Consider the following 25,456-nt stretch of genomic DNA (forward strand, 5'->3'; position numbering starts at 1 on the left):
AGTTCTCAGCTAATTTGCAGAGAACTTTTTTGGTTAGTAAATAAAGAAATAGTTTATGATATTCATGATTTGTGAAAAGAACCAAGGCAGAAACAGAAAAGCTAAGAAAGCAGCATGCCATTTCCAATAGAGAGAAACTAGCCCAACAGTTTCTCGGATCCAAGCCGATGGGAGATAATAAAAAGCTGTTTTTGAACCGACACTGCGTCCAGGGATTTTTAATTGTCTCATAAAGATACCAGCCCGAAGAGCGTGAAAAGAATTGGTCACCACAAGGACATTCTTTCCTAGTCTCTGAGCTTCAAGAATAGCCTTACTAAATGTCAGATTCTCAAAAGTCGTTCGAGAACGATTCTCAATCAAAATGTCTTCCTGTGGTACCCCCTGTTCCATCAGGTACTTTGCCATAGCTTCCGCTTCTGAGGTTAACTCATCAGCACCTTGTCCACCAGAAACAATCAGTTTTGGTCGCCCCTCGAACTGCTCATAGATAGCCTTTCCTTTAGTGAGACGCTGGGCCAAAAGTGGTGGTACTTTATCCCCAATTAGACCGGAGCCAAGGACAATGATAGCATCCGGCTCTTTACGAACGGGGAAGTAATTGCAAAAAGTCCCATATAAAACATAAGAAAGATAAAGAAAAGTCGAGTAAAAGAGAGCAAAGTCTGTTGGATAAATCAAGAGATCTTTTCCTGGTAAATCAGGAAGAAAATGAAGCGCCAAGGTGCCGATAATAAAAATCCCATATAGGAGTGAGAGGAGGTTAGCCAACCTTTTACCTTCAAAAGACATCATTTGACGGCCGTTAAAAAGAAGAAAAACAGTTGAGAAAATAATGCTGAGTAAAACAAGGATAGCAAGTACTGAAAAGATAATGATGGCAACCTTTTGGTTAAACCAGAGCTCCGTACGAACAACTAGTAGAAGGGCAGAAATTAGGAGGAAAAGGCCGAAACTTATTGAAAAGAAGTAAGCATTGATCAGTCGTCTGCGGTCGTTCATAAAGAAAAATAAAAAAATAGTAGCTGGAACCAACCAGAATAGATAGAGAAACATGATGACTCCTAAATATAGTAGTAGTTCAATTGTAACACAATTGGCTAAAATGTGCTTATGAACTCCTCAATCGTTCAATGTTGTTAAAAGCCTTAACTGCCATTTGAGAAAAGCAATAAATCCAGATAAAAAGAATTGCCGTGGTGGATAAAAGCTGTTATACTGGATAAGATTGAAAAATGTAAAGGAGAACACATGTTACGAAAAGGTTCCTTAACAGGTTTGCTGTTATTTGGTATTTTCTTCGGTGCAGGGAATTTGATCTTTCCACCTGCGCTAGGTGCCCAGTCGGGTAGCCATTTTTGGCCAGCTATTGCTGGATTTGTCTTATCAGGAGTAGGAATTGCGATTATCACCTTGATTATTGGGACACTCAATCCTAAAGGGTATATCCACGAGATTTCGCGTAAAATCGCGCCTTGGTTTGCCATCGTTTATCTGGTAGCCTTGTACCTCTCTATTGGTCCCTTTTTTGCCATTCCAAGAACGGCTACCGTTTCCTACGAAGTTGGGATTGCTCCCTTGTTAGGAAATGCCAATGGAGGACTTGGTCTCTTCATTTTCACCTTGGTTTATTTCTGTTTAGCCTATTTGATTGCCCTCTATCCTTCTAAAATCTTAGATAGTATTGGTCGGATTTTAACACCGATCTTTGCAATTTTGATCGTTGTACTGGTTGTCCTTGGTGCTGTCAAGTACAGCGGACACGTGCCACAAGTGGCAACAGAAGCCTACCAAGCATCTGCCTTTGGGCAAGGTTTCCTCGAAGGGTACAATACCTTGGATGCCCTTGCTTCAGTGGCCTTTAGTGTGATTGCGGTAACAACCCTCAATCAACTTGGTTTCACCAGCAAGAAGGAATACATTAAAACCATCTGGATCGTTGGGATCGTTGTAGCTATTGGCTTCAGTATTTTATACATCGGCTTGGGTTACCTTGGAAATCATTTCCCAATTCCAGCAAAAGTAATGGCATCTAATGCCAATAAAGGGGTCTATGTCCTTTCAGAAGCGACCAAGGCTATCTTTGGCCCAGCTGCTCAAATCTTCCTTGCAGGTATGGTGACGGTGACTTGTTTTACAACAACTGCCGGTTTGATCGTGTCAACAGGGGAATTCTTCCATAATACTTTCCCTAAAATTTCTTACAAGGTTTATGCGACAGTCTTTACTTTGATTGGATTCTCCATTGCCAATCTTGGCTTGAGCGCCATTATTGCCTATTCATTACCTGTCTTGATGATCCTCTATCCAATTACTATTACTATTGTGTTGATTGTGATTGTAAACAAATTTACTCAACTATCAAAACCAGGAATGCAACTGACTATTTTCTTAGTTAGCTTGGTGGCGATTGCAGATGTTCTTGCAAGTACCTTTAAACTTACAGGACTGGCAAACATCATTAAAACTTTACCATTTGCTGCCCAATCCCTCCCATGGTTACTACCAGCAGTCGTTGGTATTGTCCTTGCTCTGTTCTTGCCCAATAAACAAAGTGCAGAAGAAGAATAAGATTTACTAGAAACTCTAAAGTTCGCCGCTTTAGAGTTTTTTTATTTTGAAACTAGTACCTAAATAGTTTCTTTAAATACAAACTGTAGCAAAAATTTTTAATTTAAGGAAGGGCATGTTATACTATTTCTAACATATCAATATACGGAGCATTTTATGAATCAAATCATTTTCTCTTTCACTGTCTTTCTGGCAGGGATTCTCTCCTTTTTTTCTCCCTGTGTCTTTCCTTTGCTTCCGGTATACATCGGGGTATTACTAGGAAGTGATCAGGAAAAATCCATTCAGATTTTTGGGAAGAAGATTCGCTGGCATGGTCTTGTAAAGACCTTGTGTTTCATCGCAGGGATTTCTGTTATTTTCCTCATTATTGGTTTCGGGGCAGGTTTGCTTGGTCAAATCATGTACACCAACTGGTTCCGATACCTGATGGGAGCGCTGATCATTATTCTTGGCCTTCATCAGATGGAAGTCTTTCACTTTAGCTTCTTAGAAAAGCCAAAAACAATGAATTTCGGAGCCAACAAACAGAAGAATGAGTTATTTTCCGCCTTTCTTCTTGGGCTTGGTTTTAGCTTTGGCTGGACGCCATGTATCGGTCCGGTTCTTGGCTCTGTACTTGCTTTAGCAGCATCTAATGGTCAAGATGCCCTCATGGGAGCCGTTTACCTTTTCATTTATACATTAGGGATGGCCATTCCATTTTTACTCCTAGCTCTAGCATCTGGGATCGTTCTCCCATACTTTAATCGTCTAAAACCCCATCTCTTGTTACTAAAGAAGATAGGTGGCTTGATCATCATCATTATGGGGATTTTGTTACTTTTGGGACAATTGAATAGCTTGTCTGCTATCTTTTCATAAATCAAATGGAGGTTTACTCATTATGAAAGTTATTAAATACGCCTGTTTTTCGCTTCTTTCTCTATCCATCCTGACTGCTTGCTCTATGAATCAGTCCGAAAGTGGCATGAACAATCAATCCATGGATAATCAACCAATGACCAACACAACCGCTAGTAAACATCCCTTGGTAGGAAAAGAAGCCAGTGACTTTGAGCTAAAGGATATGAAGGGGAATACGGTTAAACTTTCAGACTACAGAGGGAAGAAGGTATATTTGAAATTCTGGGCAACCTGGTGTGGCCCTTGCCGGCAAAGTATGCCTGAATTGAATAAACTGGTCGAAGAAAAGGATAGGGACTTTGAGATTCTCACTGTTATGGCACCGGGGATGCAAGGTGAAAAAACAGAAGAAGAGTTCGTCAAATGGTTTGCCCAACAAGACTATCAATCGGTTCCTGTTTTGTACAATCCAGATGGATCTGCTTTTATGAATTATCAAGTTCGTTCGATTCCTACGGAAGTCTTTATCGATAGCCAAGGAAAAATTGGACATGTTCAATTAGGGGCTATCTCAAACGAAGATGCTAAGAAGATTATCAAAGACTTAAAATAAAAAAATGAAGCATAAAGCTTCATTTTTTGTTAGTTACTTGCACCAGAAGTTGCATCTGCATCTCCGTGGCCTCCGTCGCCATGTCCTCCAGCATCAGAAGCACCAGAAGTTGCATCTGCATCCCCATGTCCACCAGCAGCAGGAGCAAATGGTCCGCTACCACCTACAAGGCGTTGGCCAGTTGTTTGAAGATACCAGTCCAACCATGGTTTGAAGTTGAAGACAATCTCATTGATACCAGCGTATGAACCATCTTCGTAATACATAGCTTGGTAGTTGTGCGTATTGATGACCCCTTCAGGTGAACCTGGAACAATGGTCCGAACATATTCTTGGTTTCCATTGCGAAGAGTACCAATAACCCATTCAACGTTTTTCATACGTGCTGGCGGAAGTGATCCGTGGACAGTTGACATCCGGCTACCTGATTGAGGTGGAATGCGTTTTGCAAACATACTATCTGGATCTTGATGGGCATTGTTATAGTAAAGGAATTGGTTGTTATCATCTGCGTAGGTTAACTCAAAAGGCATAGCTTTCAAGAACATATCAATTTGATTAACCGTTAGAATACCATGGTCTAGTTTCACATAGGTATCACCAGACACAGCTCCTGTGATTTCTGCAACTTTTTCAACCCAATCTGGATCATCAGGATCAACCTCAGTGACAGTAGTAGAAATTGGTTGATTACAATCCAAGTCTTCTGGTTCAATTGGTTTTGGTTTTTTCAATTTGGACACAACCTCAACGTATTTAATAAAATTATCCAAGCAAGTTTCAAGGAATTTAACTGTTCCTTCGTTAATGATATTACCTTCTGCATCAAAAGCTTCTTTCGCTTTTCCAAGGAGGAATTCATTGCCTGGAAGAGTATAGGCATTCACACCTGGAGCATCTAAGATCTTACGAAGGTGAACCTGAGCACGTGAAGTACCTTGGTCATAGTAAGAAGCACCGACAATCATGACTGGTTTGTTTTCAAATGGATGTACCTCGAAAGAGAGCCATTCAAGGACAGACTTGAGCGCTGCAGAAATCGTATGGTTATGCTCAGGAGTTGCAATAATAACCCCGTCTGCACGATTAATTTTATTGTATAAGAGACGCAATTGGAAACTTTCGTCCCATTTTTCATCTTGGTTAAACATTGGAACTTCGTCGATTTCTAGAACTTCCAATTCAAATTTGAGTTTAAATTTGCGTTGAATGAATTCCAAGAGTTTACGGTTATAAGATTGATCATAGTTTGATCCTACAAGTCCAACAAATTTCATTCTTTTCAGTCTCCTATCTTACAAGTTTTCCCAGTTAAATTCTTCAGCATCTTTGCGAAGTAATTCATGAGCATTACGCAGTTTGTCTGTAATCCTTACAAACAGACGGAAATCATCAAAGATGGCATCTAATTTCTGAATGATGTCCAAATCTACCAAATCTCCATAGTTGTCAAATGCTTGCAAAGAATGTGAAAGTAAGAATTCGTCAGGAAGGACGTTTGCTTTAATTTCTGGAGCATTTAAGATTTGACGAAGTTGTAGTTGGGCGCGTGATGATCCTAAAGTACCATATGATGCACCAGTGATCATAACCGGTTTGTTTAACAATGGAAAGACTCCGTAAGAAAGCCATGCTAGAGCACTCATCAAGACTGCTGGAATAGAGTGGTCATATTCTGGAGTACCAATAATCACTCCATCAGCCTCCTCGATTTTGGCAACAATTTCCAAAACAGCTTCAGGAACTTGTTTGTCAGCTGGTTTATTAAAGACAGGAATATCTTTGATTTCAACTAATTCAATCTCAGCTTTATCAGCAAAATGTTTTTGCATATATTGAAGTAGTTTACGGTTTGTAGAACGTTTTGAGTTTGTTCCAACGATCGCAATAAGTTTAGTCATGGAAGATCCTTTCTGATAGCGAAATTATAAATAAGTTTGAAGCCCATTGGTATAGGCAATCTTGCCTGATTGCGATACCAAAAGAGCATCGATACCAGGCAGTGAGTTAACAATGTCTAAAATGGAAGCTGGTGCTTCCCCAAACAGCCGTGTGGTCCAGATTTCTCCGTCTACAGATCGATCGGAAATGATAGTGATACTGGCCAAATCTGTCTCGACTGGATAGCCTGTCTGACTATCAAAAATATGGTGAAATGACTGACCATCGACTTCTAAATGGCGCTCATAGATCCCTGAGGTAACCACAGACTTGTTTTCAATCGATAGAACCAGTAGATGCTGACCTCTCGATTCAACAGGGTTTTGAATACCAATCCGCCAAGGCTGTTGTTTAATAGGGTGTTGACCTAGTGTAAGGATATTGCCACCTAAATCAATCAAAGCATCACAGATACCTTTCTCTCTTAGAAAAGTAGCAATCAAATCAGCACTATAGCCTTTTGCTAAAGCACCTAAATCGATCTTCATTCCAGGACGCTTTAGAAAAACTGTTTGGCTTTCTTGGTCTAGTTGGATCTGTTCGGGATCAATTGTTAAGAGAGCTTGCTCGATTTCTTCTGATTCAGGCCGTCTGGCGTCAGAAAATCCTATCCGCCAGGTCTGTACAAGAGGACCGATCGCGATGTTCATATGGCTATCTTTCGCTTGGCTATGTATCGTTCCTAATGTAATCAGTTCAAAAAGTTCTGGATGGACCTGAACAGGTCTAATACCAGCCTGATGATTGACCACCATCAGTTCGGAACTAGTATCATTTGCACTAAAGCGATGTTCATAGGTACGGAGAAGTTCAAAGCATTGTGCTAAAATTTCATCCGCTTGCGGGTGAAAGATCGAAACGGTGATGGTGGTTCCCATCAGACGTTCGGATCGACTGCTTAGGTTCACTAAAAATCTATCCTTTCCAATTTTCACTTACTTATAGTATATCAGAAAGAGACCGTTTTCACAATCCTTTTCAAGCAAATTATTTGACATTTATTGAAGAATGTGAAAATTTGATTTCAAAAAATTGAAAAAAAAATCACAAATACTGAGCAAATCCATTGTAAACGATACCAAGTTTATGATATACTCAAGGGGTAAATTAAATTAAAGGTAGGATTTATTCTATGAGTAAAATCGTTGTTGTAGGGGCAAACCATGCCGGAACAGCTTGTATCAACACAATGCTAGATAATTTTGGAAATGAAAACCAAATTGTAGTTTTTGACCAAAACTCAAACATTTCTTTCCTAGGATGTGGTATGGCACTTTGGATCGGTGAGCAAATCGATGGTCCCGAAGGTCTCTTCTACTCAGATAAAGAAAAATTGGAAGCAAAAGGTGCTCGTGTTTATATGAATTCACCTGTACTTTCGATTGATTATGATAAAAAAGTCGTAACAGCAGAAGTAGATGGTAAAGAACACAAAGAAACATATGATAAATTGATCTTTGCGACTGGTTCAACACCAATCATTCCTCCAATTAAAGGAGTTGAAATCGTTCCTGGTAACCGCGAATTCAAAGCAACTCTTGAAAATCTTCAATTCGTTAAATTGTACCAAAACGCTGAAGAAGTGATCGAAAAATTGAAAGACAACAGCAAACACTTGAACCGTATCGCCGTAGTTGGTGGTGGTTACATCGGTGTAGAACTTGCTGAAGCCTTCGAACGTCTTGGTAAAGACGTTGTCTTGGTGGATATCGTAGACACTGTCTTAAACGGCTACTATGACAAAGACTTTACAGACATCATGGCGAAAAACTTAGAAGACCACAACATCCGTTTGGCTCTTGGACAAACTGTTCAAGCAGTTGAAGGAGATGGTAAGGTAGAACGTCTTGTAACTGATAAAGAAACCTTCGATGTAGACATGGTCATCTTGGCTGTTGGTTTCCGTCCAAATACAGCTCTTGCAGATGGTAAGATTGAACTCTTCCGCAACGGTGCCTTCCTTGTTGACAAGAAACAAGAAACATCAATTCCAGGCGTATTTGCTGTTGGTGACTGTGCAACAATTTATGACAATGCCCGTGATGAAATGAGCTATATCGCTCTTGCATCCAATGCAGTTCGTTCAGGTATTGTTGGTGCCTACAATGCGACCGGTCATGAATTGGAAGGAATCGGTGTTCAAGGTTCTAACGGTATCTCTATCTACGGCCTTCACATGGTTTCAACTGGTTTGACACTTGAAAAAGCAAAAGCTGCTGGCTTCAATGCTGGAGAAACTGGTTTTAACGACCTTCAAAAACCTGAATTTATTAAACATGATAACCATGAAGTTGCTATTAAGATTGTGTATGATAAAGACACTCGTAAAATTCTTGGTGCTCAAATGGTATCCCGTGATATTTCCATCTCTATGGCCATCCACATGTTCTCACTTGCGATTCAAGAACACGTGACGATTGATAAGTTAGCCTTGACAGACTTGTTCTTCTTGCCACACTTCAACAAACCTTACAACTACATCACAATGGCAGCTTTAACTGCTGAATAATAGCTAAAGTTTATATTAAAACTTTCCTTAGGTGAGTACGGACGTCAGCGAACTTCGTAGAAGTTCCATGACTAATTATTGAGCCTAAGGTCTCAATAATTCCGAGAGCCTGAAACTGTATTGTTTCAGGCTCTTTTCTCACAGCGGAAAGTTTCGACTTTTCCTTATTCGTTCCATAAATAGAATGTACTTATATTTCTTTGTAGAATTTCTTAACTTATTTTACTTGATAAAATGGTTTGTCTACATTCTAAACAAAACTAACAAGGGTAGTTTTGTTTTTTTCTGCTTTTTCATGTATTCAGAGGCAGTGAAATAAGGTATAATGAATAGGATAAGAGTTTGAAGGAGTTAGGGAATGTCTGAAAAAGAAGAAGCCTTAAAAAATGAATTTCGTTTTGCCTCTAGTTCGATTGTGGCCCATATTGTCAGAGGTGTTCTGGTTGGGATCGTTGTGGGCTGTGTCGTCTCTAGTTTTCGCTTTTTAATCGAACATATTTTTCATTTTGTTCAAGGCGTCTACAAGGAGATGTCTGGTCAACCACTTTATTTGCTGGCGATGCTGTTGGGGTATGGGGTGATCGTACTGATTGCTGGTCGTCTCATAAGCACCAATCGGGATATCAAGGGATCGGGAATTCCGCAAGTCGAAGCAGAGCTCAAGGGTCTTTTGGCGGTGAGCTGGTGGGATACCTTGTGGAAGAAGTATATTTTAGGTGTCTTGGCCATCGGAAGTGGCTTGATGCTTGGTCGTGAAGGTCCTAGTATTCAATTAGGGGCTATGGGTGGAAAAGGAGTGGCCCATCATTTGAAGGTCAGCCCAGTTGAGGAGCGGTCTTTGATTGCAAGTGGAGCGGCTGCAGGCCTTGCAGCCGCCTTTAATGCACCTATAGCAGGACTTTTATTTGTCGTGGAAGAAGTCTACCATCATTTTTCTCGATTCTTTTGGATTTCGACCTTGGCCGCTAGTTTGACGGCTAATTTTATTTCACTCAATGTCTTTGGTCAAACACCCGTACTTCATATGCCGCAAAATATTCCGCCACTCCATCTGTCTCAGTACTGGATTTATCTTTTTCTTGGTGTCTTTTTAGGGGCAGCAGGGTATGTCTATGAAATAGTGGTCCTCAATATCGGTCGCCTGTATCGTTTACTTGAGAAGATTTTTCATGTTCCCTCTCATTACTCTTCCTTATTTGCCTTTGTCTCGATTCTTCCAATCGGCTATTTCCTTCCACAAATTCTTGGTGGCGGGAACCAATTGGTTTTGGATTTAGCTCGAGTACCGTATCCAGTGCTGACCATCCTTCTCTATTTTACGATCCGTTTTATCTGGAGTATGTTGAGCTATGGTAGTGGTCTACCTGGCGGAATCTTCCTGCCTATACTAGCATTAGGATCGCTGTTAGGGGCCATCGTTGGAACTTTCCTTCAAAACATTGGCTTTATCTCTCAAAATCAGCTTCCTCTCTTCATTATTTTAGGAATGAGTGGGTATTTTGGGGCCATTTCGAAAGCTCCTTTAACAGCGATGATCTTAGTGACAGAGATGGTAGGCGATATTCGAAGTTTAATGCCACTAGGGATGGTCACCTTGGTTGCTTATATGATTATGGATCTCTTCCATGGTGCGCCAGTCTATGAAGCCATGCTGGAGCAACTCTTGCCAGATAAGGCGCAAGAAGAAGAAGGAGGACTGACCTTAATTGAGATTCCTGTATCCGAAAAGATTGCAGGAAAACAAGTTCATGAACTCGAACTCCCCCAAGATATTTTGATTACTACGCAAATGCGAAGCGGTAAGAGCTATACGGTCAATGGTGCAACCCGCTTGTATCTAGGGGATAGCATCTTTGTTGTGGTGAAAGAATCCGAAATCGGACGGGTCAAGGATATTCTTTTGTAAAAGACCGATTCTCTAAAAAGTTTTTCTATTATTAAATTTTCAGACAATTGTTGAAAAATGAGAAAACTTCTGGTAAAATAAGTCCAAGAACAATAGAGGAGAAGTCTTTCATGAAAAAATATAGTCTACTCTTATTGAGTGTTGCTCTTTTAGCAGGGTGTGCGAATTCCAGTAGCAAACAGTCGAGTCAAAAGACGCAAACCACCTCGACAGTGAAGTTGTCAAAGGCTGACCAGAAGACCTTGGACAATGCGACAGCTGAATACAAAGACTTTGTCGAAATGCAAATTGATCAATTGCTCAAGGATACAGAAGGTTTCCGAGATACCCTAAAAGCTGGGAATTTGGAAGAAGCTAAAAAACAATATCCCTTGATCCGCATGGCCTATGAACGCTCAGAACCGATTGCTGAAACCTTCGGAGAATCGGATGTCAAAATCGACTACCGTTTGGTGGATTATGTGGATGAAAATAAATCAGAAGATGGCTGGTCAGGTTTCCACCGGATTGAGCGTATCCTTTGGGAAAACAATACCACAGATGGAACAGACAAATACGCTGACCAACTGGTGAACGATATCAAGGAGTTGAAAGCTAAGATCGCAACCGTTGATGTGACTCCTGATGTGATGCTAACTGGGGCTGTTGATCTGCTAAATGAAGTGGCAACGCAAAAGATCACGGGTGAAGAAGAAGTCTTCTCTCATACAGATCTGTACGACTTCCGTGCCAATATTGAAGGAGCTGAAAAGATTTTCTCTCTCTTTAAACCTTTGATTGAGAAAAAAGATGCCAAGTTGGTTAAAACCTTGGGAGCAGAATTCAAAAATGTCAATGATTTATTGGACAAACACATGACTGATGAAACAAATTACAAGTCTTACACAGATTTGACCAAGGAAGATACTAAGGAATTGGCTGAAGCTGTGACCAAACTTGGTGAACCTTTGTCTCAAATGGGTGTGATTTTAGATGGGAAATAAGAAAAATGGCTGACGAAAAATTTTTAGATAAAAAAATGGACCGTCGTGAATTTCTTAAAAAAGCAGGTATTGGAGGGGCCGGTCTAGCGCTAGGCCTCTCTGGTGCATCTGCTTTTTTCGCTAATCAAGACAGTTCCAGTAAAAAAGCCTATGATGGAGATGAAAATATCTCTTTTTATGGCAAGCACCAAGCCGGGATTACGACGGTCATGCAGAAGGCTTGCTACTTGGTGGTGCTGGATCTTCACACGACGGACAAAAAAGAAGTCATCCAGCTCTTTAAAAACTGGACCGATTACAGTAGTAAATTAGTCGAAGGGCAGTTGGTTAAAAAAGATGGCGCCAATGCCCTCTTGCCGCCGACAGATACAGGTGAAACAGTGGGACTCAACCCCTATCGCTTAAGTCTGACGTTTGGTGTCTCTGCCAGCTTTCTCAAGAAATTGGGTTTGGAATCTAAACGTCCCAAGCTCTTTCGTGATTTGCCTCCATTTCCAAAGGAGCAGTTGCAGGACAAATACACTGGTGGCGATATCGTCATTCAGGCCTGTGCTGACGATGAGCAAGTAGCCTTTCATGCGGTCCGAAACCTCATCCGCAAAGGTCGCAATACCATCACCATGAAGTGGAGCAAGTCCGGTTTTGCGGCGATTGGTGACAGAAAAGAAACACCGCGTAACCTTTTTGGCTTCAAAGACGGAACAGCAAATGTCACGACGGAGAAGGACTTTGATAAAGTCGTCTGGACTAACAGCAAGGACTGGATGAAGGGTGGTTCCTACATGGCTCTTCGCCTAGTCCAAATGCACTTGGAAACTTGGGACCGGACCAATTTGCAGGAGCAGGAAAATACCTTTGGTCGCTACAAGGAGTCCGGTGCTCCATTTGGGAAAACCAACGAATTTGATGAAGTAGATTTATCTAAACTACCAGTTGATTCACATGTCCGTTTGGCCAAAGAAGTGGATCGTCCGATTTTACGGCGGTCATATTCCTATTCGGATGGCATCAATGAACAGACTGGGCAATTTGATGCTGGCTTGATCTTTATCGCCTTTCAAAAGGATCCGAACAGCTTTGTCAAAATCCAAACCAACTTGGGTGCGGTGGATAAAATGAACGAGTACATCACCCATATCGGAAGTGGACTCTTTGCTTGTTTTGCAGGCGTAGAGAAAGGAGGCTACCTTGGTCAAGCACTCTTTGAATAAACTCTTGATCTTGTTAGGCATTCTTGCCTTGTTCTGGATTTATCCAGTGGCTGCGGAATCTTATAGCGATCTCTTTATCAAGATCACAGATGCAACAACCGCTGTAGAAAATAAGAACCAGGATAAGGCCAAGGAATTGATCGCTGAGATTCAGGATAATTTTGAATCCAAAGATCACCATGATTCCAAGGCAGGAAAAAAAGTTAGCCAAGCTCTAGCTATAAAAGGGGAGGTAACCAAAGAGGATCTCACCAAGATCTCATCAGCCTTGCTAGCTTTTGAAAAAGAGCAAAATCCGGTCGATTTAGAGGCGGAAAAAGACAAACTCGTGAGTCGCCTCGCTCCTTATTTTAAGAACTTACAAGATGCCATTACAGCTAAGGATCTGGGGAAAACCCGTCAAACCTATGCAGATCTCAATAATACCTGGACACGAAATGAAGCAGTGGTAAGGGATCATAGCACAGCCTACTATGGCAAAATCGAGACGGCCATTTCGCTCTTACGTAGTAGCATTGAAACAGAGCCTACCGACTTCACCAGCATCCAGTCCTCCTATGATGACCTCAAAAATGGGATTGATGCCTTTGTAAAAGGAGAAGCGATTAGCAGTGCTAGTACGGATTTGACACTGAAAGATGGGATCAAGCTTTTGGAGAAGGCGCAAAGCCAATTCCAATCTGGCGACGATAAATCTGCTGCAGCAACTATGAAGCAGTTCATCACCATCTGGCCAACCATTGAGGGGGATGTCAGCACGACCAATCCAAGTCTCTACACGCGCGTAGAGAGTGAATCCCCGGTCATTATGGTTAAGGGGAAAGAAAAGACCTATCAAGAGAAATTACAAGCCTTGATCAGGGACCTGTCTGCGATTGATACGACAGCTTCTTACAACGCTTTTGATGCTATGTTGATTCTTCTGCGTGAAGGAGTAGAAGCGCTTCTGATCGTCATGGCGCTTGTGACGACCCTTAAGGCCGCTAAGATGAGGAAAGGACTCAAATGGGTCTACGGTGGAGCTCTTGCTGGTGTTCTTGCCAGTGCAGCGATCGCTCTTGTTCTGCAAGTAGCTTTTCCAGCCGTTACTTCGGGGTCTAACCGGGAAATCATTGAAGGTGGCGTTGGGATTTTCGCTGTGGTCATGATGATCCTCGTAGGAATTTGGCTACACAGCAAGTCCTCTGTCAAACAGTGGAATGCCTTCATGGACCGTCAGATGAAGACGGTGACGGCTACAGGAAGTTTTGTCTCTATGTTTGCCCTCAGTTTCTTAGCAGTCTTTCGTGAAGGGGCTGAGACTATTCTCTTCTATGTTGGAATCATTCCACGGATTACAACCACGAATTTCTTATTAGGAATCGGGCTTGCCATAGCCGTTCTCATCATCATTGCAGTGGCGATGACCAAGGCCAGTCAAGCCATCCAACCTCATCGGATCTTTTTTATTCTGACGTGGTTGATTTACGCCTTGGCCTTCAAGATGCTTGGTGTCAGCATCCACGCACTTCAGTTGACCAATATCCTACCGAGTCATTTGGTCAATGGACTTCCTACCATTGATTGGGCGGGGATCTATCCAAGCTGGGAAGTTCTTCTTCCCCAACTACTTTTTGTGGCCCTGATCGCCCTTATCACGGTGAGACAACATGGCAAAGAGTAGAGCAGATAAAATGACCATTGTCGAGCACTTGGTCGAATTTCGAAAACGATTGATCGCTGTGGTCTTGTGTTATATTATCGTCTTCATCGTAGCCTTTGTATTTGGGGGAGAACTCTACCAGATCTTGACCGCTAGCCTGCATCAAAAATTGCTGGTATTGGGGCCAAATGATATCCTCTGGATCTATGTATCGCTGGCCAATCTCACAGCCTTTAGTCTGACACTGCCCTTTATTGTCTACCAGATTTGGCAATTTGTGAGACCGGCTTTGAGGGAGAAGGAGGCGCGTGCAGTCTTTGCCTACATCCCAGCTAGCTTTATTTGCTTTGTGCTGGGGCTAGCATTTGGTTATTTCTTTGTCAGCCCAGCGATTTTAGAGGTCTTGATGCGCTTGGGAGAAGGACTGTTTGATACCCAATTGACGGCGCAAAATTATTTAACCTTTTTATGGCACACCACCTTACCTCTAGGGGTTTTGTTCGAGTTACCAGTTTTGGTCGCTTTTATGACCTCGATTGGGCTTTTGACACCACAGTTTTTAATCACCTATCGTCGTTACGCTTACTTTGTCCTGCTGGTCTTAGCCGTCGTGCTTACCCCAGCAGACTTTATCAGTGACTTGGCCATGACACTCCCTTTGATCCTCTTATTTGAAGTGAGTGTCGCCATCAGTAAAGTCATCTATTCGAGAAAAAGGAGAAACTAATGGGAATTTTACGTGATATTGGAGCACCAGGTTTGATCATCATCATCCTGGGTGCCCTCTTGATTTTTGGACCAAAACGCCTGCCTGAGTTGGGCCAGTCTATCGGCAAAATGTTTGCTGAATTTAAGACAGCTGTCAATAAAGGCAGTGAAGAAGCTGACCAAGACGTAAAAGAAGATAAGAAAGAAAAAGAATAATCAGACAATTTTCAAAATTCTATTGAGTTCGATTGCATAAAAAGGTATAATAAGACAAGGACTTGCAATCGATGAAGGAGGAAACCATGATTATTACGATTTTGTCACTCATTTTCTATTTTACCTATATCGGATTCTTATGCTGGTTGGTCGTAAAAATTGTCGAAAAATTGTTCAATTTCTTGTTGAACCGTTAATGAAGAAACAATCCATTTCACAACAAGTGAGTGGATTTTTTTCTATCCTGTTTATTCAGATAGAGACCCTGTGGGCTCTTTTTTGTGTATCTAATTCCGCTAACTAGTGACGAACTTGATCTTCAAACTGTATTTCGGTATGATAGTAGGGAGTAGAACGAAAGTTCATTTGTGAGGCCTGACTGAGTAATATACACGGGGCTGTAGATAACAAGGAGAAGGAATGAAGAAATTTAAAAAGATTGCAATATTTTCTGCGATTTTTGTTGCAATTTTGGGATTTTTTGTCTGGAAATACTACCAAGATAAACAAGAAAAAGAAGATTATTACAATAATGTGTACACTTATAGTGGTGACTACGAAATCGGTGATTATGAATTTCTAGGAAATAACGGCATCGTAGCAAAGTGGATTAGTAAAGATCCGGAAGAAGATAAACAAATTCGTAAACACCTTAAGAACGATCCACAAAGTAAAGTCGAATATCATAACAATGATGTTATAATCGCTGGTAAACGTTTTATCATTAGAGAGAATATTAAAACGATGTCTCGCAAAAAAGGTGGAAGTACCTATCGTTTAATAATCTATGATACAAAAGATCAAACTTTAAAAAAGAAGGAGGTGGATGTATTAAAATGGCTTCGCGAAAAAGGTGATGGCTGGGGATTAAGTACAGTTGGTCCGTATTTAAATACACTACCTAGCGGAAAAGAAGTGTTGTCAGTCAATATTCAAAAGAATACAGAAAAAAAGATGAATGGTACTCCGGTTTCTAAGACAGAGATTAAACCATTTTATTTAGATTTGGAAACGGGCAAATTCATTGACTATCAGAAGGACAGCAAAAAAATAGAGGGGTTATATTATTCAATCAATGAAAATTACCAAGGGGATTCTTTACCAGGAGATAAATTATTACATTATGGTCTTGGTTTAAACTATAATACTGTAAACATCAAAAAAGAATTACTTGGACAAAGTAAAGACCTACCAATTCAGAAAGAATATCCAAAGGCTTACAAAATTTTAAAAGAAAAGGACAGTGCTTATTATCCAACTTTTAATAGTGATCGTAGCCCAAAAGAAATTCTTGATCATTTATCCCCACTTATACCAGAAGGTAACAAAGTTTTAAATTAGGTAGACTCAATCATTGTTTTAATAGCTTCGAATGGTTGTTTTTATGGTTCGTAAACAAAAAATTAATGGTCGTGTTTACAATATCTCTTTAAATGAGCAGACGCTTCAAAAAGGATGGTATTTGATTGTGACAGACCAAAATCAAGAATACTTAGTGAAAAGGAATTGCAGCCTTTCTACAAAGAGATCTTTTGCCATTTATCAAACAAACTATTCATTTATCAAACATACACATAACCAAAATGTAAAAAGCAGTAAGGGTCTATCATACCTTGGAGCAACTGTTGTGATCGCTGCACTCATTCGTTTACTTACTCCGTATCAATTATGGTTAGGCCCTACCATTAAAGCGACAAACTATCTTCAAGGCATGGTACATTTACTATCTTTGGCTTTTGCGGTGACTTTCGCATTTATGTTTGTTGCTGTGTTTAGGAAAATGAAATTAAAAGCCTTTCTTAAAGGGAAAAAGGCAGACTTAAAGTATATTGGTAGAGTTAAAACACTGACCCCATTAAAAGTAACGAAAGAAGGAGTGGATTTTTGGTAATGAAGAAACGAATTTTTCAAAAAGGCTTGGGTTATGGAATATTATTCCTTGTTTTCATTCTTCCAATATTCTTATTTGCTTATTTTGTCCAATTGAGGCTATTCTTAATTGTTCCGATTGTGCTTTATCTGGTTCTATTTTTCAATGGTGTTATCATGAGTGATCATGATCGGATGATCGAATTTGAGATTTCAAGTGAAATAATAAAACAAAATGAATAGAATATAAAGGTAGCAATATATTTTTATTGAAGTTATTAATACCAAGGAAAAGGGCTAGTTATCAAATGAATCAAATAAAAGAAAATGGATTTATTATTACTGAAGAAAATGGCAATTATACGATGTCCTGGATGACAGGAGGTTTGCAAGATAGAGAAGTTAGTTATCCAGTTAGTAAAGAGTTGGTAGATAAGGCTTTGAAGTCAGAACAGGATGCTTATGAGGTAGAACTATTCTTAGCGACTGGAGAATGGGTAACAAAGAAAAGCAAGGATGTAGCTAGACAAAATTATTTTAGGTCGTCACCTGTTCGTATTTTAGTAAATCCGTCGTCTATTAAAGAGCTATTCTCTGATAAAGAATTTGAAGAATTGTTATATAAGGCTATATCAGAAAAACTAACCCCAACAGAACTCGATTCTATTGGTGTAGTTGAAAATCATTTAGAACTTCTTCTGGTGGATCCAGTTGGCTGGGAGAAAGAGATAGAAGCACTCCATCTGGAAATGCTACAAGAAAAAATTAACAATTATATTCACTTCCTCGAAAGCAAGCAGTATGTGGATAGATATGACGATAGTTTTGATAAAAAAGTCATCCATATCACTTTCCAGTCTTCTCCATCTGACAACGGTTTAGCCTTTCTAACAATTGTTCAGAAAGTATTGCAACCGACGGATATGAGCTTGAAGATAGAATTACCGGAGTAATATTAAACTCTCGTTTAATCGAAGTAGTTTGTGTAAAAAACTAAGAATTGATTGATCGCTAAAAATAGATAGGAGTATATGAATCGAATGAAATATCTAAAGGCCCTCAGCTTTCGAACTAAGGTGATTATAGGTTTGGCTTTGTTAGCTCTCTTTGCCTACTCAGCTTATTCCTACGCCTGGCCTAAATATGTTCAGTGGAAGGAAGACCACGAAGTACAAGTTGTTAAAACAAAGGTGGAAAGAATCGAAACTTTTGGATCTCAGAATCGCTATGTATACTATAAAACAAAGAACTCAATTCCGGCAGATGTTTTATCCAATCACTTTGTCACAAATGATGCAAAATTTGTTGGCATAGGGAACAGTCGGTTAGTTGAATTATCCGTAAACGTCTATGATCTCAATCATATAAACAATCCTCCGAAGAGAATTGATGTTGTTAAACTTATACAAAAATATAATCAGGATTATAAATTGGATTTTTACTCGACAAGAGATTATACAGTTAACGGGATAGATTATTTAGTTTTTTCCATAACGAATAAGGAAAACAAGGATGATAAGAAAGAGATTGCTTTAGATATTGATACAGAGCAGATAGGAGTGGCACTTCCTGAAGACAAGTTAAAAGAACAAGCAAAAAGTAGTAATAAAGTTTTTTCTTTCTTTTACACTAATTTAGATGATATTTTAGAAAAAAACGGAATTACGGGGTCGTTTTATCTAAGCTATAATAAAAATAAAAACGGATTGAAGAATGACTCTTTCAATTTCATCAAAGAGTTTCCAGAAATCTTTGATAAATTAGAAAAAGGAGGACGGATTGTAGTTCGCAAAGGAGACTACAATGATCCGGAAGCTATTTTCCAAGATATGCGCCATTGGTTTGCGCCAGTTGGTCAGGATATATTAGATGTTATTGCGACAGATCCAAAGACAAATGAGCAAACTCCGATCCATACGTATCAAGAATACAGAGAGTGGTACGAAAAACATCGAGATCACTTATAGTTTTTAGAATTTTAACAGTTAGGACAAAACACATGCAATATTATTTTATTGGCGGTTTAGGTGGCAATTGCTACCATCTGGCACCACTTAGCAATGAGCTCGGCTTTCCGGTAACCTTTTTAGATCCCTACAGGGAAATGATTCAGACAGAAAAAGATCTTCGTGCTTGGTTTCAAGGTCAGATTGACCAGGCGGAAGAGATCTGTTTATTGGGGCATTCCTTGGGTGGAGATTTGGCTCGTTATCTGGCTGCAGCGTTCCGTCAGATCCAAGTTCTGATTCTCTTGGATGGGGGCTATCTGGATATGGAAAAGATCCTGCCTCTTGAAGAAGAACTAGAAGGAACGTCGTCCTTCATGCAGCAGCAAGTCTTTTCGACATTGGAAGAAGCCGTGTTAGCAGAATTCGGTGATGGAGCAGATCCTACGCCTATAGCGCGAAAAGCAGTAGAGGCTAGCTATCGCTGGAATCCAGCGAGTGAACAATATGAATTAAATATAGATCTAGAAAAAGTCTTGGCCTTATTGCGTCTACGGCGTCAGATCAAGACTTACCAAATTCCACTTACGGACCAGTCTGTCCTCTTTATTGGCCCTCGATACCAAGAAGAGCCTGAATGGAGAAAAGAAGCTCTGAAGCAACTAGATCCCCAGATCGAGCAAGTCTTGCTAGATGGTTTGGGGCACGAACTGTATACAGAGGCGCCTGAAATTGTAGCTAGAGAAGTGAACAATTGGCTCCAAAATGTTCATAAATAAAACCTGTTTCTCTTTTTGAAACGGGTTTTTGTCTTGTAATTTCCGAACGTTATTTCCTATAAAATCATTCCCATTGCATTAGGTCCGTATCTTTGGTATAATCTATCAAGGAAACGTCAAGAGACGTAGCGATGCGCTTGCGCATAGGTAGGTCAGTTTTTAGAAAAGAGATTTTACAATCGATGTTAAATGAATTTCCTATTTTCGACTATGAAGATATCCAGTTGATTCCCAACAAATGTATCATCAATAGCCGGTCTGAAGCAGACACGTCCATTCAATTCGGGAAACATACCTTCAAGCTACCAGTTGTTCCAGCTAATATGCAGACGATCTTGGATGAGAATGTAGCAGAGCAGTTGGCGCGTGGTGGATACTTCTACATCATGCACCGTTTTGATGAAGCGGGACGGATTCCTTTTGTCAAACGCATGCATGATCAAGGTTTGATCGCTTCGATTTCGGTTGGTGTTAAGGAATACGAATATGACTTTGTGAGTCAACTGAAGGCAGATGCACCTGAGTACATTACCATTGATATCGCACATGGTCATGCGGATGGTGTCATTCGGATGATTCAACACATCAAGAAGGAATTACCAGATACCTTTGTCATTGCTGGAAATGTTGGAACACCTGAAGCTGTTCGTGAATTAGAAAATGCGGGAGCTGATGCGACCAAGGTCGGGATCGGCCCTGGTAAGGTTTGTATCACCAAAGTTAAGACCGGATTTGGTACAGGTGGTTGGCAATTGGCTGCCCTTCGCTGGTGCTCAAAAGCAGCGCGTAAGCCAATTATTGCGGACGGTGGGATTCGTACTCATGGTGATATTGCCAAATCGATTCGTTTCGGGGCGTCTATGGTCATGATCGGTTCCCTCTTTGCAGGTCATATCGAAAGTCCTGGTAAAACAGTAGAAATCGACGGAGAGTCTTTCAAAGAGTACTATGGATCTGCTTCAGAGTACCAAAAAGGCGCTTATAAGAACGTCGAAGGCAAGAAGATTTTATTGCCTGCCAAGGGTCATTTGCAAGACACCTTGACAGAAATGGAACAAGATTTGCAAAGTTCGATCTCTTATGCTGGAGGCCGGAGATTAGCAGATTTGAAACATGTTGACTATGTGATCGTTAAGAATTCCATCTGGAATGGCGATGCACACTAATTGAATTACTTATTTATTTCACGAATGGGCGTGATGTTTCTACAAGGTGCCGGAACACCTAACAATAAGTAAGTCGAGATAAATCCTTTTGTTAGAGGATATTCAAGGCTTGCTTTGTAGGCCTTTTTGTGTTTTGTGAAGAAGTAACGGATTTTATAGAAAGTAGGAGGAAGTATGAAATTACTGGAAGAACGCATCTTAAAAGATGGCAACGTTTTAGGTGAAAATATCCTCAAGGTGGACTCCTTTTTGACCCACCAAGTGGATTTCAAACTCATGAAAGAAATTGGCCAGACCTTTGCGGACCGGTTCAAAGATGCAGGTATTACCAAAGTCGTCACCATTGAAGCATCTGGGATCGCGCCAGCCCTTTATGTAGCAGAAGCACTAGATGTTCCTATGATTTTTGCGAAGAAAGCGAAAAACATCACCATGAATGAGGGGATTTTGACAGCTGAGGTTTATTCCTTCACCAAGCAAGTCACCAGTACGGTTTCAATTGCTGGTAAATTCTTAGATCCAGCAGATAAGGTTTTGATTATTGATGATTTCCTAGCAAATGGCCAGGCAGCTAAGGGCTTGATTCAGATCATCGAACAAGCTGGTGCTCAAGTGGAAGCCGTTGGGATCGTCATTGAAAAATCCTTCCAAGATGGACGGGGATTATTAGAAGAGTTGGGATATCCAGTTGTATCCCTCGCGCGTTTGGACCGTTTTGAAAATGGTCAAGTTGTATTTAAGGAGGCAGACATCTAATGCAAAAACAAGAAAGCCATTCACAGGCCGCTGTTCTAGGCTTGCAGCACTTATTGGCCATGTATTCGGGATCTATTTTGGTGCCAATCATGATCGCGGGAGCTTTGGGCTACAATGCTCATCAGCTAACTTACCTCATCTCTACAGATATCTTCATGTGTGGGGTAGCAACTTTCCTTCAAGTGCAGCTCAATAAATACTTTGGGATCGGTCTTCCGGTCGTCCTTGGGGTTGCCTTCCAGTCCGTGGCACCTCTTAGCATGATTGGGGCTAGCCATGGTAGTGGGGCCATGTTTGGTGCCTTGATTGTTTCAGGGATTTACGTGGTTATGGTCTCAGGATTCTTCTCGAAAATCGCCAACCTCTTCCCATCCATTGTGACAGGATCTGTCATTACGACCATTGGTTTGACCTTGATTCCAGTAGCGATTGGGAACATGGGGAATAACGCAGCCAAACCAACGGTGCAAAGTCTGATTTTAGCCGTGATCACCATTCTCATCATTCTGGTGGTCAATATCTATACGACTGGCTTTATCAAGTCTATCTCTATCTTGATTGGATTGATTGTAGGAACTGCTATTGCGGCTTCTATGGGCTTGGTGGATTTCACACCTGTATCGCAAGCACCAGTGGTTCACGTTCCAACACCATTCTTCTTTGGAGCTCCTAAGTTTGAAATCACTTCAATCTTAATGATGTGTATCATCGCGACGGTTTCTATGGTGGAATCAACAGGTGTTTATCTTGCACTTTCAGATATTACCAAAGATCCGATTGATAGCACGCGCCTCCGTAATGGCTATCGTGCTGAAGGGTTGGCCGTTCTTCTCGGTGGTATCTTCAATACCTTCCCTTACACTGGATTCTCACAAAACGTTGGTTTAGTGAAATTGTCTGGTATCAAGACTCGTCTTCCAATCTATTATGCGGCTGGTTTCCTTGTTCTACTCGGTCTCCTTCCAAAGTTTGGAGCTTTAGCACAAATCATCCCTAGCCCAGTTCTTGGTGGAGCGATGCTGGTCATGTTTGGTTTCGTATCTATTCAGGGGATGCAGATCCTTGCGCGTGTTGATTTTGAACACAATGAGCACAATTTCCTCATCGCAGCTGTATCGATTGCAGCAGGGGTTGGCTTGAATAACAGTACCCTCTTTAATGGCCTTCCAACAGGATTCCAAATGTTCTTTGCTAACGGAATTGTCGTCGCCAGTGTCTTAGCGATCGTTCTCAATGCGATTTTAAACCGCAATAAATAATTATCTCAAATTTACCGGAGGTCCTTGGATCTTAGGTTTTTTTGACTTTTAAGAAAACATATAGTAGAGTGGAAGAGGAGAAAATCTTATTTGATGAGAAGAGAGTTAGAATCATGTATTTAACCTATCACTTTAAAGAACGCTTGCGCTTGTTTTTGAGTCTGTTTTTGCCGATTTTGATCTACCAATTGGCCAATTATTCAGCCAGCTTTGTCGATACAGCCATGACCGGTCAGTACCGGACCCTTGATTTGGCTGGGGTTTCTACAGCTACCAGTCTGTGGAATCCATTTTTTACTTTCCTGACCGGGATTGTCTCTGCTCTGACACCGATTGTCGGGCACCACTTAGGCAAGGGAAATAAAGAGCGGATTGCTGGCGATTTTTACCAATTCCTCTATATGTCATTTGGCATGGCCATTCTCTTAATAGGCTTTGTCTGGGGGATTGCGCCCATGATTCTCAAGCAGATCGGCTTAGAAAATGTTGTTGCTCAAATAGCCATTCGCTACTTATATTTCCTTTCTCTAGGAATCTTACCCTTGTTGCTCTTTAGTATCGTGAGGACCTTCCTTGATACGTTGGGAATGACGCGTTTATCCATGTACTTGATGCTCTTGCTCTTGCCTTTGAATGCTTGTTTTAACTATATCTTGATCTATGGGGCTTTTGGCTTTCCTGAGATGGGAGGAGCAGGAGCAGGTCTTGGAACCTCTCTGGCCTACTGGGTCTTGCTGGCTATTGCAGTTTTGATCTTGTGCAAGCACCCTAAGGTAGCATCTTTCCAATTGTGGAAGCCGCAACCTTATGATTTTAAAGGGATGAAAGAAGTATTACGCCTTGGGCTTCCAATCGGTGGAATTGTTTTTGCAGAAGTCATCATCTTCTCGCTAGTTGGCCTGTTAATGGCAAAATTCCCATCACTCACCATCGCTAGTCACCAATCGGCCATGAATTTTTCTACCCTGATGTATGCTTTCCCGGTTAGTATCTCGAGCACCATGGCTATTATCGTATCTTACGAACTGGGAGCAGGAAGACCAGAAGTGGTCAAACAATATTGCCGTTTGGGACGGTTGACAGCCTTTGGTTTTGCGATTGTCACCCTCGTCTTTCTTTATACATTCCGCTTTCAATTGGCGGGGCTATACGGCAAGGATCCAGTCTTTGTGCAGCAAACTGCTATTTTCATGACCTACAGTCTCTTTTTCCAAGTAGCTGATACTTTTGCGGCACCACTTCAAGGGATTTTGCGGGGTTACAAGGATACAACCGTTCCATTCTTATTAGGAGTTTTTAGCTATTGGTGTATTTCTATTCCTTTAGGGCTTTTCCTTGATCATGCGACCAACCTTGGTCCCTATGCCTATTGGATTGGCCTAATTTCTAGCCTTGTCGTGAGCGGTATTTGCTACCAGATGCGACTATGGCAGATTCAAAAAAAATACCAGGTATCCTAAAAGAGGCTGGGACAAAAGTCCTAGCCTCTCAATTGTCTTTGGATTATCGAGCAAAACGCAGTGGTTGAGTGGGCTCTACTACGCTGATTTCATCAGCTTTTACAGCCCTACTCAACTGTGCGGAGGTGGGACGACGAAATCGAATTCTAACGAATGACCGATTTCTGTCCCACTCTCTTATTTAGTGCGCATTTCACCTTGAGGGAAGTAGGTTCCTTCAGGCATATCGTTAATGATAACGTGAACAGCAGATTGAGGAGCGCCAGTATTGCGGACAACAGCCTCCGTTACTTCTTTAGCGAGGGCTTTCTTTTGTTCCAAAGTGCGTCCTTCAAATAGATCAATTCGTACAAATGGCATAGGGCCACCTCCTAAATTTTTTATAGGACTATTTTATCACATTTTGGGATACAAAGCTTAGCAAAATTATGGTAAAATGATAATGAAACACATTTTAGAGAGAACAGAAGGAAAATGGCACAATTATATTATAAATATGGGACCATGAACTCGGGGAAAACCATTGAGATTTTGAAGGTGGCCCATAATTATGAAGAGCAAGGTAAGAGCGTCGTCATCATGACCTCAGCAATCGATACGCGCGATGGATTTGGAGTGGTTTCTAGCCGGATTGGTATGAAACGGGAAGCCGTTGCGATCGAAGACGAAACCGATATCTTTGGCTTTATTAAAAACCAAGCAATCAAACCTTACTGTGTCTTAATCGATGAAGCTCAGTTTTTGAAACGCCACCATGTCTATGATTTGGCAAGGGTCGTGGATGAACTGGATGTGCCGGTCATGGCTTTTGGCCTCAAAAATGATTTCCGAAATGAACTCTTTGAAGGTTCCAAACACCTCCTCTTGTTAGCGGACAAGATCGAGGAGATCAAAACCATCTGCCAATACTGTTCCCGCAAGGCGACCATGGTCTTGCGCACCCAAGCGGGCAAACCTGTCTACGACGGAGAGCAGATCCAGATTGGTGGACACGAGACCTATATCTCGGTTTGCCGCAAGCATTATTTTAATCCGGACATACCAACTGAAAGCGTCTAGAACGTTTTAGAGAGGA

At 41.0% G+C, this 25,456-nt stretch carries 26 protein-coding genes and 1 riboswitch; of the genes, 21 read left to right on the forward strand and 5 right to left on the reverse strand.

Annotation, left to right across the window (positions count from 1 at the left end; translation table 11 throughout):
- Positions 1-33: 33 nt before the first annotated feature.
- Entirely contained in the window at positions 34-1,056 is a 1,023-nt protein-coding gene (locus tag AB5Y61_RS01025; RefSeq protein ID WP_368402689.1) for a YdcF family protein, read from the reverse strand.
- A gap of 195 nt (positions 1,057-1,251) precedes the next feature.
- Between AB5Y61_RS01025 and brnQ the strand changes: the two genes are divergently transcribed.
- The 3 genes from brnQ to AB5Y61_RS01040 all read left to right on the forward strand — a co-directional run bounded on the left by brnQ (position 1,252) and on the right by AB5Y61_RS01040 (position 4,030).
- On the forward strand, positions 1,252-2,571 hold the full coding sequence (brnQ, locus tag AB5Y61_RS01030; RefSeq protein WP_368402690.1) for a branched-chain amino acid transport system II carrier protein: 1,320 nt from the start codon (positions 1,252-1,254) through the stop codon (positions 2,569-2,571).
- 156 nt (positions 2,572-2,727) lie between these two features.
- Positions 2,728-3,435: a thiol-disulfide oxidoreductase-associated membrane protein CcdA2 gene (gene ccdA2 / locus AB5Y61_RS01035; protein ID WP_368402692.1), complete on the forward strand. Its 708-nt coding sequence runs from the start codon at positions 2,728-2,730 to the stop codon at positions 3,433-3,435.
- A 22-nt stretch (positions 3,436-3,457) separates the two neighbouring features.
- The gene (locus tag AB5Y61_RS01040) at positions 3,458-4,030 is read left to right on the forward strand and encodes a TlpA family protein disulfide reductase (protein WP_368402694.1); all 573 of its coding nucleotides are present in this window, start codon (positions 3,458-3,460) and stop codon (positions 4,028-4,030) included.
- A gap of 29 nt (positions 4,031-4,059) precedes the next feature.
- On the opposite strand, the gene AB5Y61_RS01045 is transcribed toward AB5Y61_RS01040, so the two are convergent.
- From AB5Y61_RS01045 to AB5Y61_RS01055, 3 genes are read right to left on the reverse strand one after another with little or no spacing between them, the layout of a single operon-like run.
- Positions 4,060-5,307, reverse strand: coding sequence for an NAD(P)H-dependent oxidoreductase (locus AB5Y61_RS01045; protein ID WP_368402696.1), 1,248 nt, complete (start codon positions 5,305-5,307; stop codon positions 4,060-4,062).
- An 18-nt stretch (positions 5,308-5,325) separates the two neighbouring features.
- Positions 5,326-5,931 (reverse strand): NADPH-dependent FMN reductase, encoded by a 606-nt coding sequence (locus AB5Y61_RS01050; protein ID WP_195487201.1) that lies wholly within the window; start codon positions 5,929-5,931, stop codon positions 5,326-5,328.
- 24 nt (positions 5,932-5,955) lie between these two features.
- The gene (locus AB5Y61_RS01055) at positions 5,956-6,879 is read right to left on the reverse strand and encodes an FAD:protein FMN transferase (RefSeq protein ID WP_301362322.1); all 924 of its coding nucleotides are present in this window, start codon (positions 6,877-6,879) and stop codon (positions 5,956-5,958) included.
- 224 nt (positions 6,880-7,103) lie between these two features.
- Between AB5Y61_RS01055 and nox the strand changes: the two genes are divergently transcribed.
- The 17 genes from nox to AB5Y61_RS01140 all read left to right on the forward strand — a co-directional run bounded on the left by nox (position 7,104) and on the right by AB5Y61_RS01140 (position 24,381).
- On the forward strand, positions 7,104-8,480 hold the full coding sequence (nox, locus tag AB5Y61_RS01060) for a H2O-forming NADH oxidase (RefSeq protein ID WP_368402699.1): 1,377 nt from the start codon (positions 7,104-7,106) through the stop codon (positions 8,478-8,480).
- 358 nt (positions 8,481-8,838) lie between these two features.
- The gene (locus AB5Y61_RS01065; protein ID WP_368402701.1) at positions 8,839-10,386 is read left to right on the forward strand and encodes a ClC family H(+)/Cl(-) exchange transporter; all 1,548 of its coding nucleotides are present in this window, start codon (positions 8,839-8,841) and stop codon (positions 10,384-10,386) included.
- A gap of 110 nt (positions 10,387-10,496) precedes the next feature.
- Positions 10,497-11,369 (forward strand): iron uptake system protein EfeO, encoded by an 873-nt coding sequence (efeO, locus tag AB5Y61_RS01070; RefSeq protein WP_368402702.1) that lies wholly within the window; start codon positions 10,497-10,499, stop codon positions 11,367-11,369.
- Between the two features lie 5 nt (positions 11,370-11,374).
- On the forward strand, positions 11,375-12,580 hold the full coding sequence (efeB, locus tag AB5Y61_RS01075; protein ID WP_368402704.1) for an iron uptake transporter deferrochelatase/peroxidase subunit: 1,206 nt from the start codon (positions 11,375-11,377) through the stop codon (positions 12,578-12,580).
- Positions 12,558-14,243 (forward strand): FTR1 family protein, encoded by a 1,686-nt coding sequence (locus AB5Y61_RS01080; RefSeq protein ID WP_368402705.1) that lies wholly within the window; start codon positions 12,558-12,560, stop codon positions 14,241-14,243. The genes efeB and AB5Y61_RS01080 overlap by 23 nt, the downstream gene beginning before the upstream one ends.
- Complete coding sequence (tatC, locus tag AB5Y61_RS01085) at positions 14,230-14,949, forward strand: twin-arginine translocase subunit TatC (RefSeq protein ID WP_368402706.1); 720 nt, start codon at positions 14,230-14,232, stop codon at positions 14,947-14,949. Before AB5Y61_RS01080 ends, tatC begins: the two co-directional genes overlap by 14 nt.
- The gene (locus tag AB5Y61_RS01090) at positions 14,949-15,146 is read left to right on the forward strand and encodes a twin-arginine translocase TatA/TatE family subunit (protein WP_368402707.1); all 198 of its coding nucleotides are present in this window, start codon (positions 14,949-14,951) and stop codon (positions 15,144-15,146) included. Before tatC ends, AB5Y61_RS01090 begins: the two co-directional genes overlap by 1 nt.
- Positions 15,147-15,566: 420 nt before the next feature.
- Positions 15,567-16,487: a hypothetical protein gene (locus AB5Y61_RS01095; RefSeq protein ID WP_368402708.1), complete on the forward strand. Its 921-nt coding sequence runs from the start codon at positions 15,567-15,569 to the stop codon at positions 16,485-16,487.
- A 43-nt stretch (positions 16,488-16,530) separates the two neighbouring features.
- A complete protein-coding gene (locus AB5Y61_RS01100; RefSeq protein WP_368402709.1) occupies positions 16,531-17,037 on the forward strand; it encodes a hypothetical protein in 507 nt (168 codons plus the stop codon).
- Positions 17,037-17,258, forward strand: a complete 222-nt coding sequence (locus AB5Y61_RS01105; RefSeq protein WP_368402711.1) for a hypothetical protein — start codon at positions 17,037-17,039, stop codon at positions 17,256-17,258. Before AB5Y61_RS01100 ends, AB5Y61_RS01105 begins: the two co-directional genes overlap by 1 nt.
- Before the next feature lie 65 nt (positions 17,259-17,323).
- A complete protein-coding gene (locus AB5Y61_RS01110) occupies positions 17,324-17,968 on the forward strand; it encodes a DUF6572 domain-containing protein (RefSeq protein ID WP_368402713.1) in 645 nt (214 codons plus the stop codon).
- A gap of 78 nt (positions 17,969-18,046) precedes the next feature.
- Positions 18,047-18,982: a hypothetical protein gene (locus AB5Y61_RS01115; protein WP_368402715.1), complete on the forward strand. Its 936-nt coding sequence runs from the start codon at positions 18,047-18,049 to the stop codon at positions 18,980-18,982.
- Positions 18,983-19,014: 32 nt separating this feature from the next.
- A complete protein-coding gene (locus tag AB5Y61_RS01120; RefSeq protein ID WP_368402717.1) occupies positions 19,015-19,740 on the forward strand; it encodes an alpha/beta fold hydrolase in 726 nt (241 codons plus the stop codon).
- A 182-nt stretch (positions 19,741-19,922) separates the two neighbouring features.
- Complete coding sequence (guaC, locus tag AB5Y61_RS01125; protein WP_368402719.1) at positions 19,923-20,906, forward strand: GMP reductase; 984 nt, start codon at positions 19,923-19,925, stop codon at positions 20,904-20,906.
- Positions 20,896-20,991: riboswitch (purine riboswitch) on the forward strand. It overlaps the preceding gene by 11 nt.
- Positions 20,992-21,080: 89 nt before the next feature.
- Positions 21,081-21,662, forward strand: coding sequence for a xanthine phosphoribosyltransferase (locus tag AB5Y61_RS01130; protein ID WP_049497932.1), 582 nt, complete (start codon positions 21,081-21,083; stop codon positions 21,660-21,662).
- Positions 21,662-22,921 (forward strand): nucleobase:cation symporter-2 family protein, encoded by a 1,260-nt coding sequence (locus AB5Y61_RS01135; RefSeq protein ID WP_368402721.1) that lies wholly within the window; start codon positions 21,662-21,664, stop codon positions 22,919-22,921. Before AB5Y61_RS01130 ends, AB5Y61_RS01135 begins: the two co-directional genes overlap by 1 nt.
- Before the next feature lie 113 nt (positions 22,922-23,034).
- Positions 23,035-24,381, forward strand: coding sequence for an MATE family efflux transporter (locus AB5Y61_RS01140; RefSeq protein ID WP_368402723.1), 1,347 nt, complete (start codon positions 23,035-23,037; stop codon positions 24,379-24,381).
- 177 nt (positions 24,382-24,558) lie between these two features.
- Here AB5Y61_RS01140 and AB5Y61_RS01145 read toward each other — a convergent pair whose 3' ends face one another.
- Positions 24,559-24,741 (reverse strand): 4-oxalocrotonate tautomerase, encoded by a 183-nt coding sequence (locus AB5Y61_RS01145; RefSeq protein ID WP_001117401.1) that lies wholly within the window; start codon positions 24,739-24,741, stop codon positions 24,559-24,561.
- 114 nt (positions 24,742-24,855) lie between these two features.
- Between AB5Y61_RS01145 and AB5Y61_RS01150 the strand changes: the two genes are divergently transcribed.
- Entirely contained in the window at positions 24,856-25,440 is a 585-nt protein-coding gene (locus AB5Y61_RS01150; protein ID WP_070674102.1) for a thymidine kinase, read from the forward strand.
- Positions 25,441-25,456: the final 16 nt, after the last annotated feature.

Origin of the sequence: Streptococcus parasanguinis (assembly GCF_040908565.1) — a bacterium.
Classification (GTDB): Bacteria; Bacillota; Bacilli; order Lactobacillales; family Streptococcaceae; genus Streptococcus; species Streptococcus parasanguinis_AC.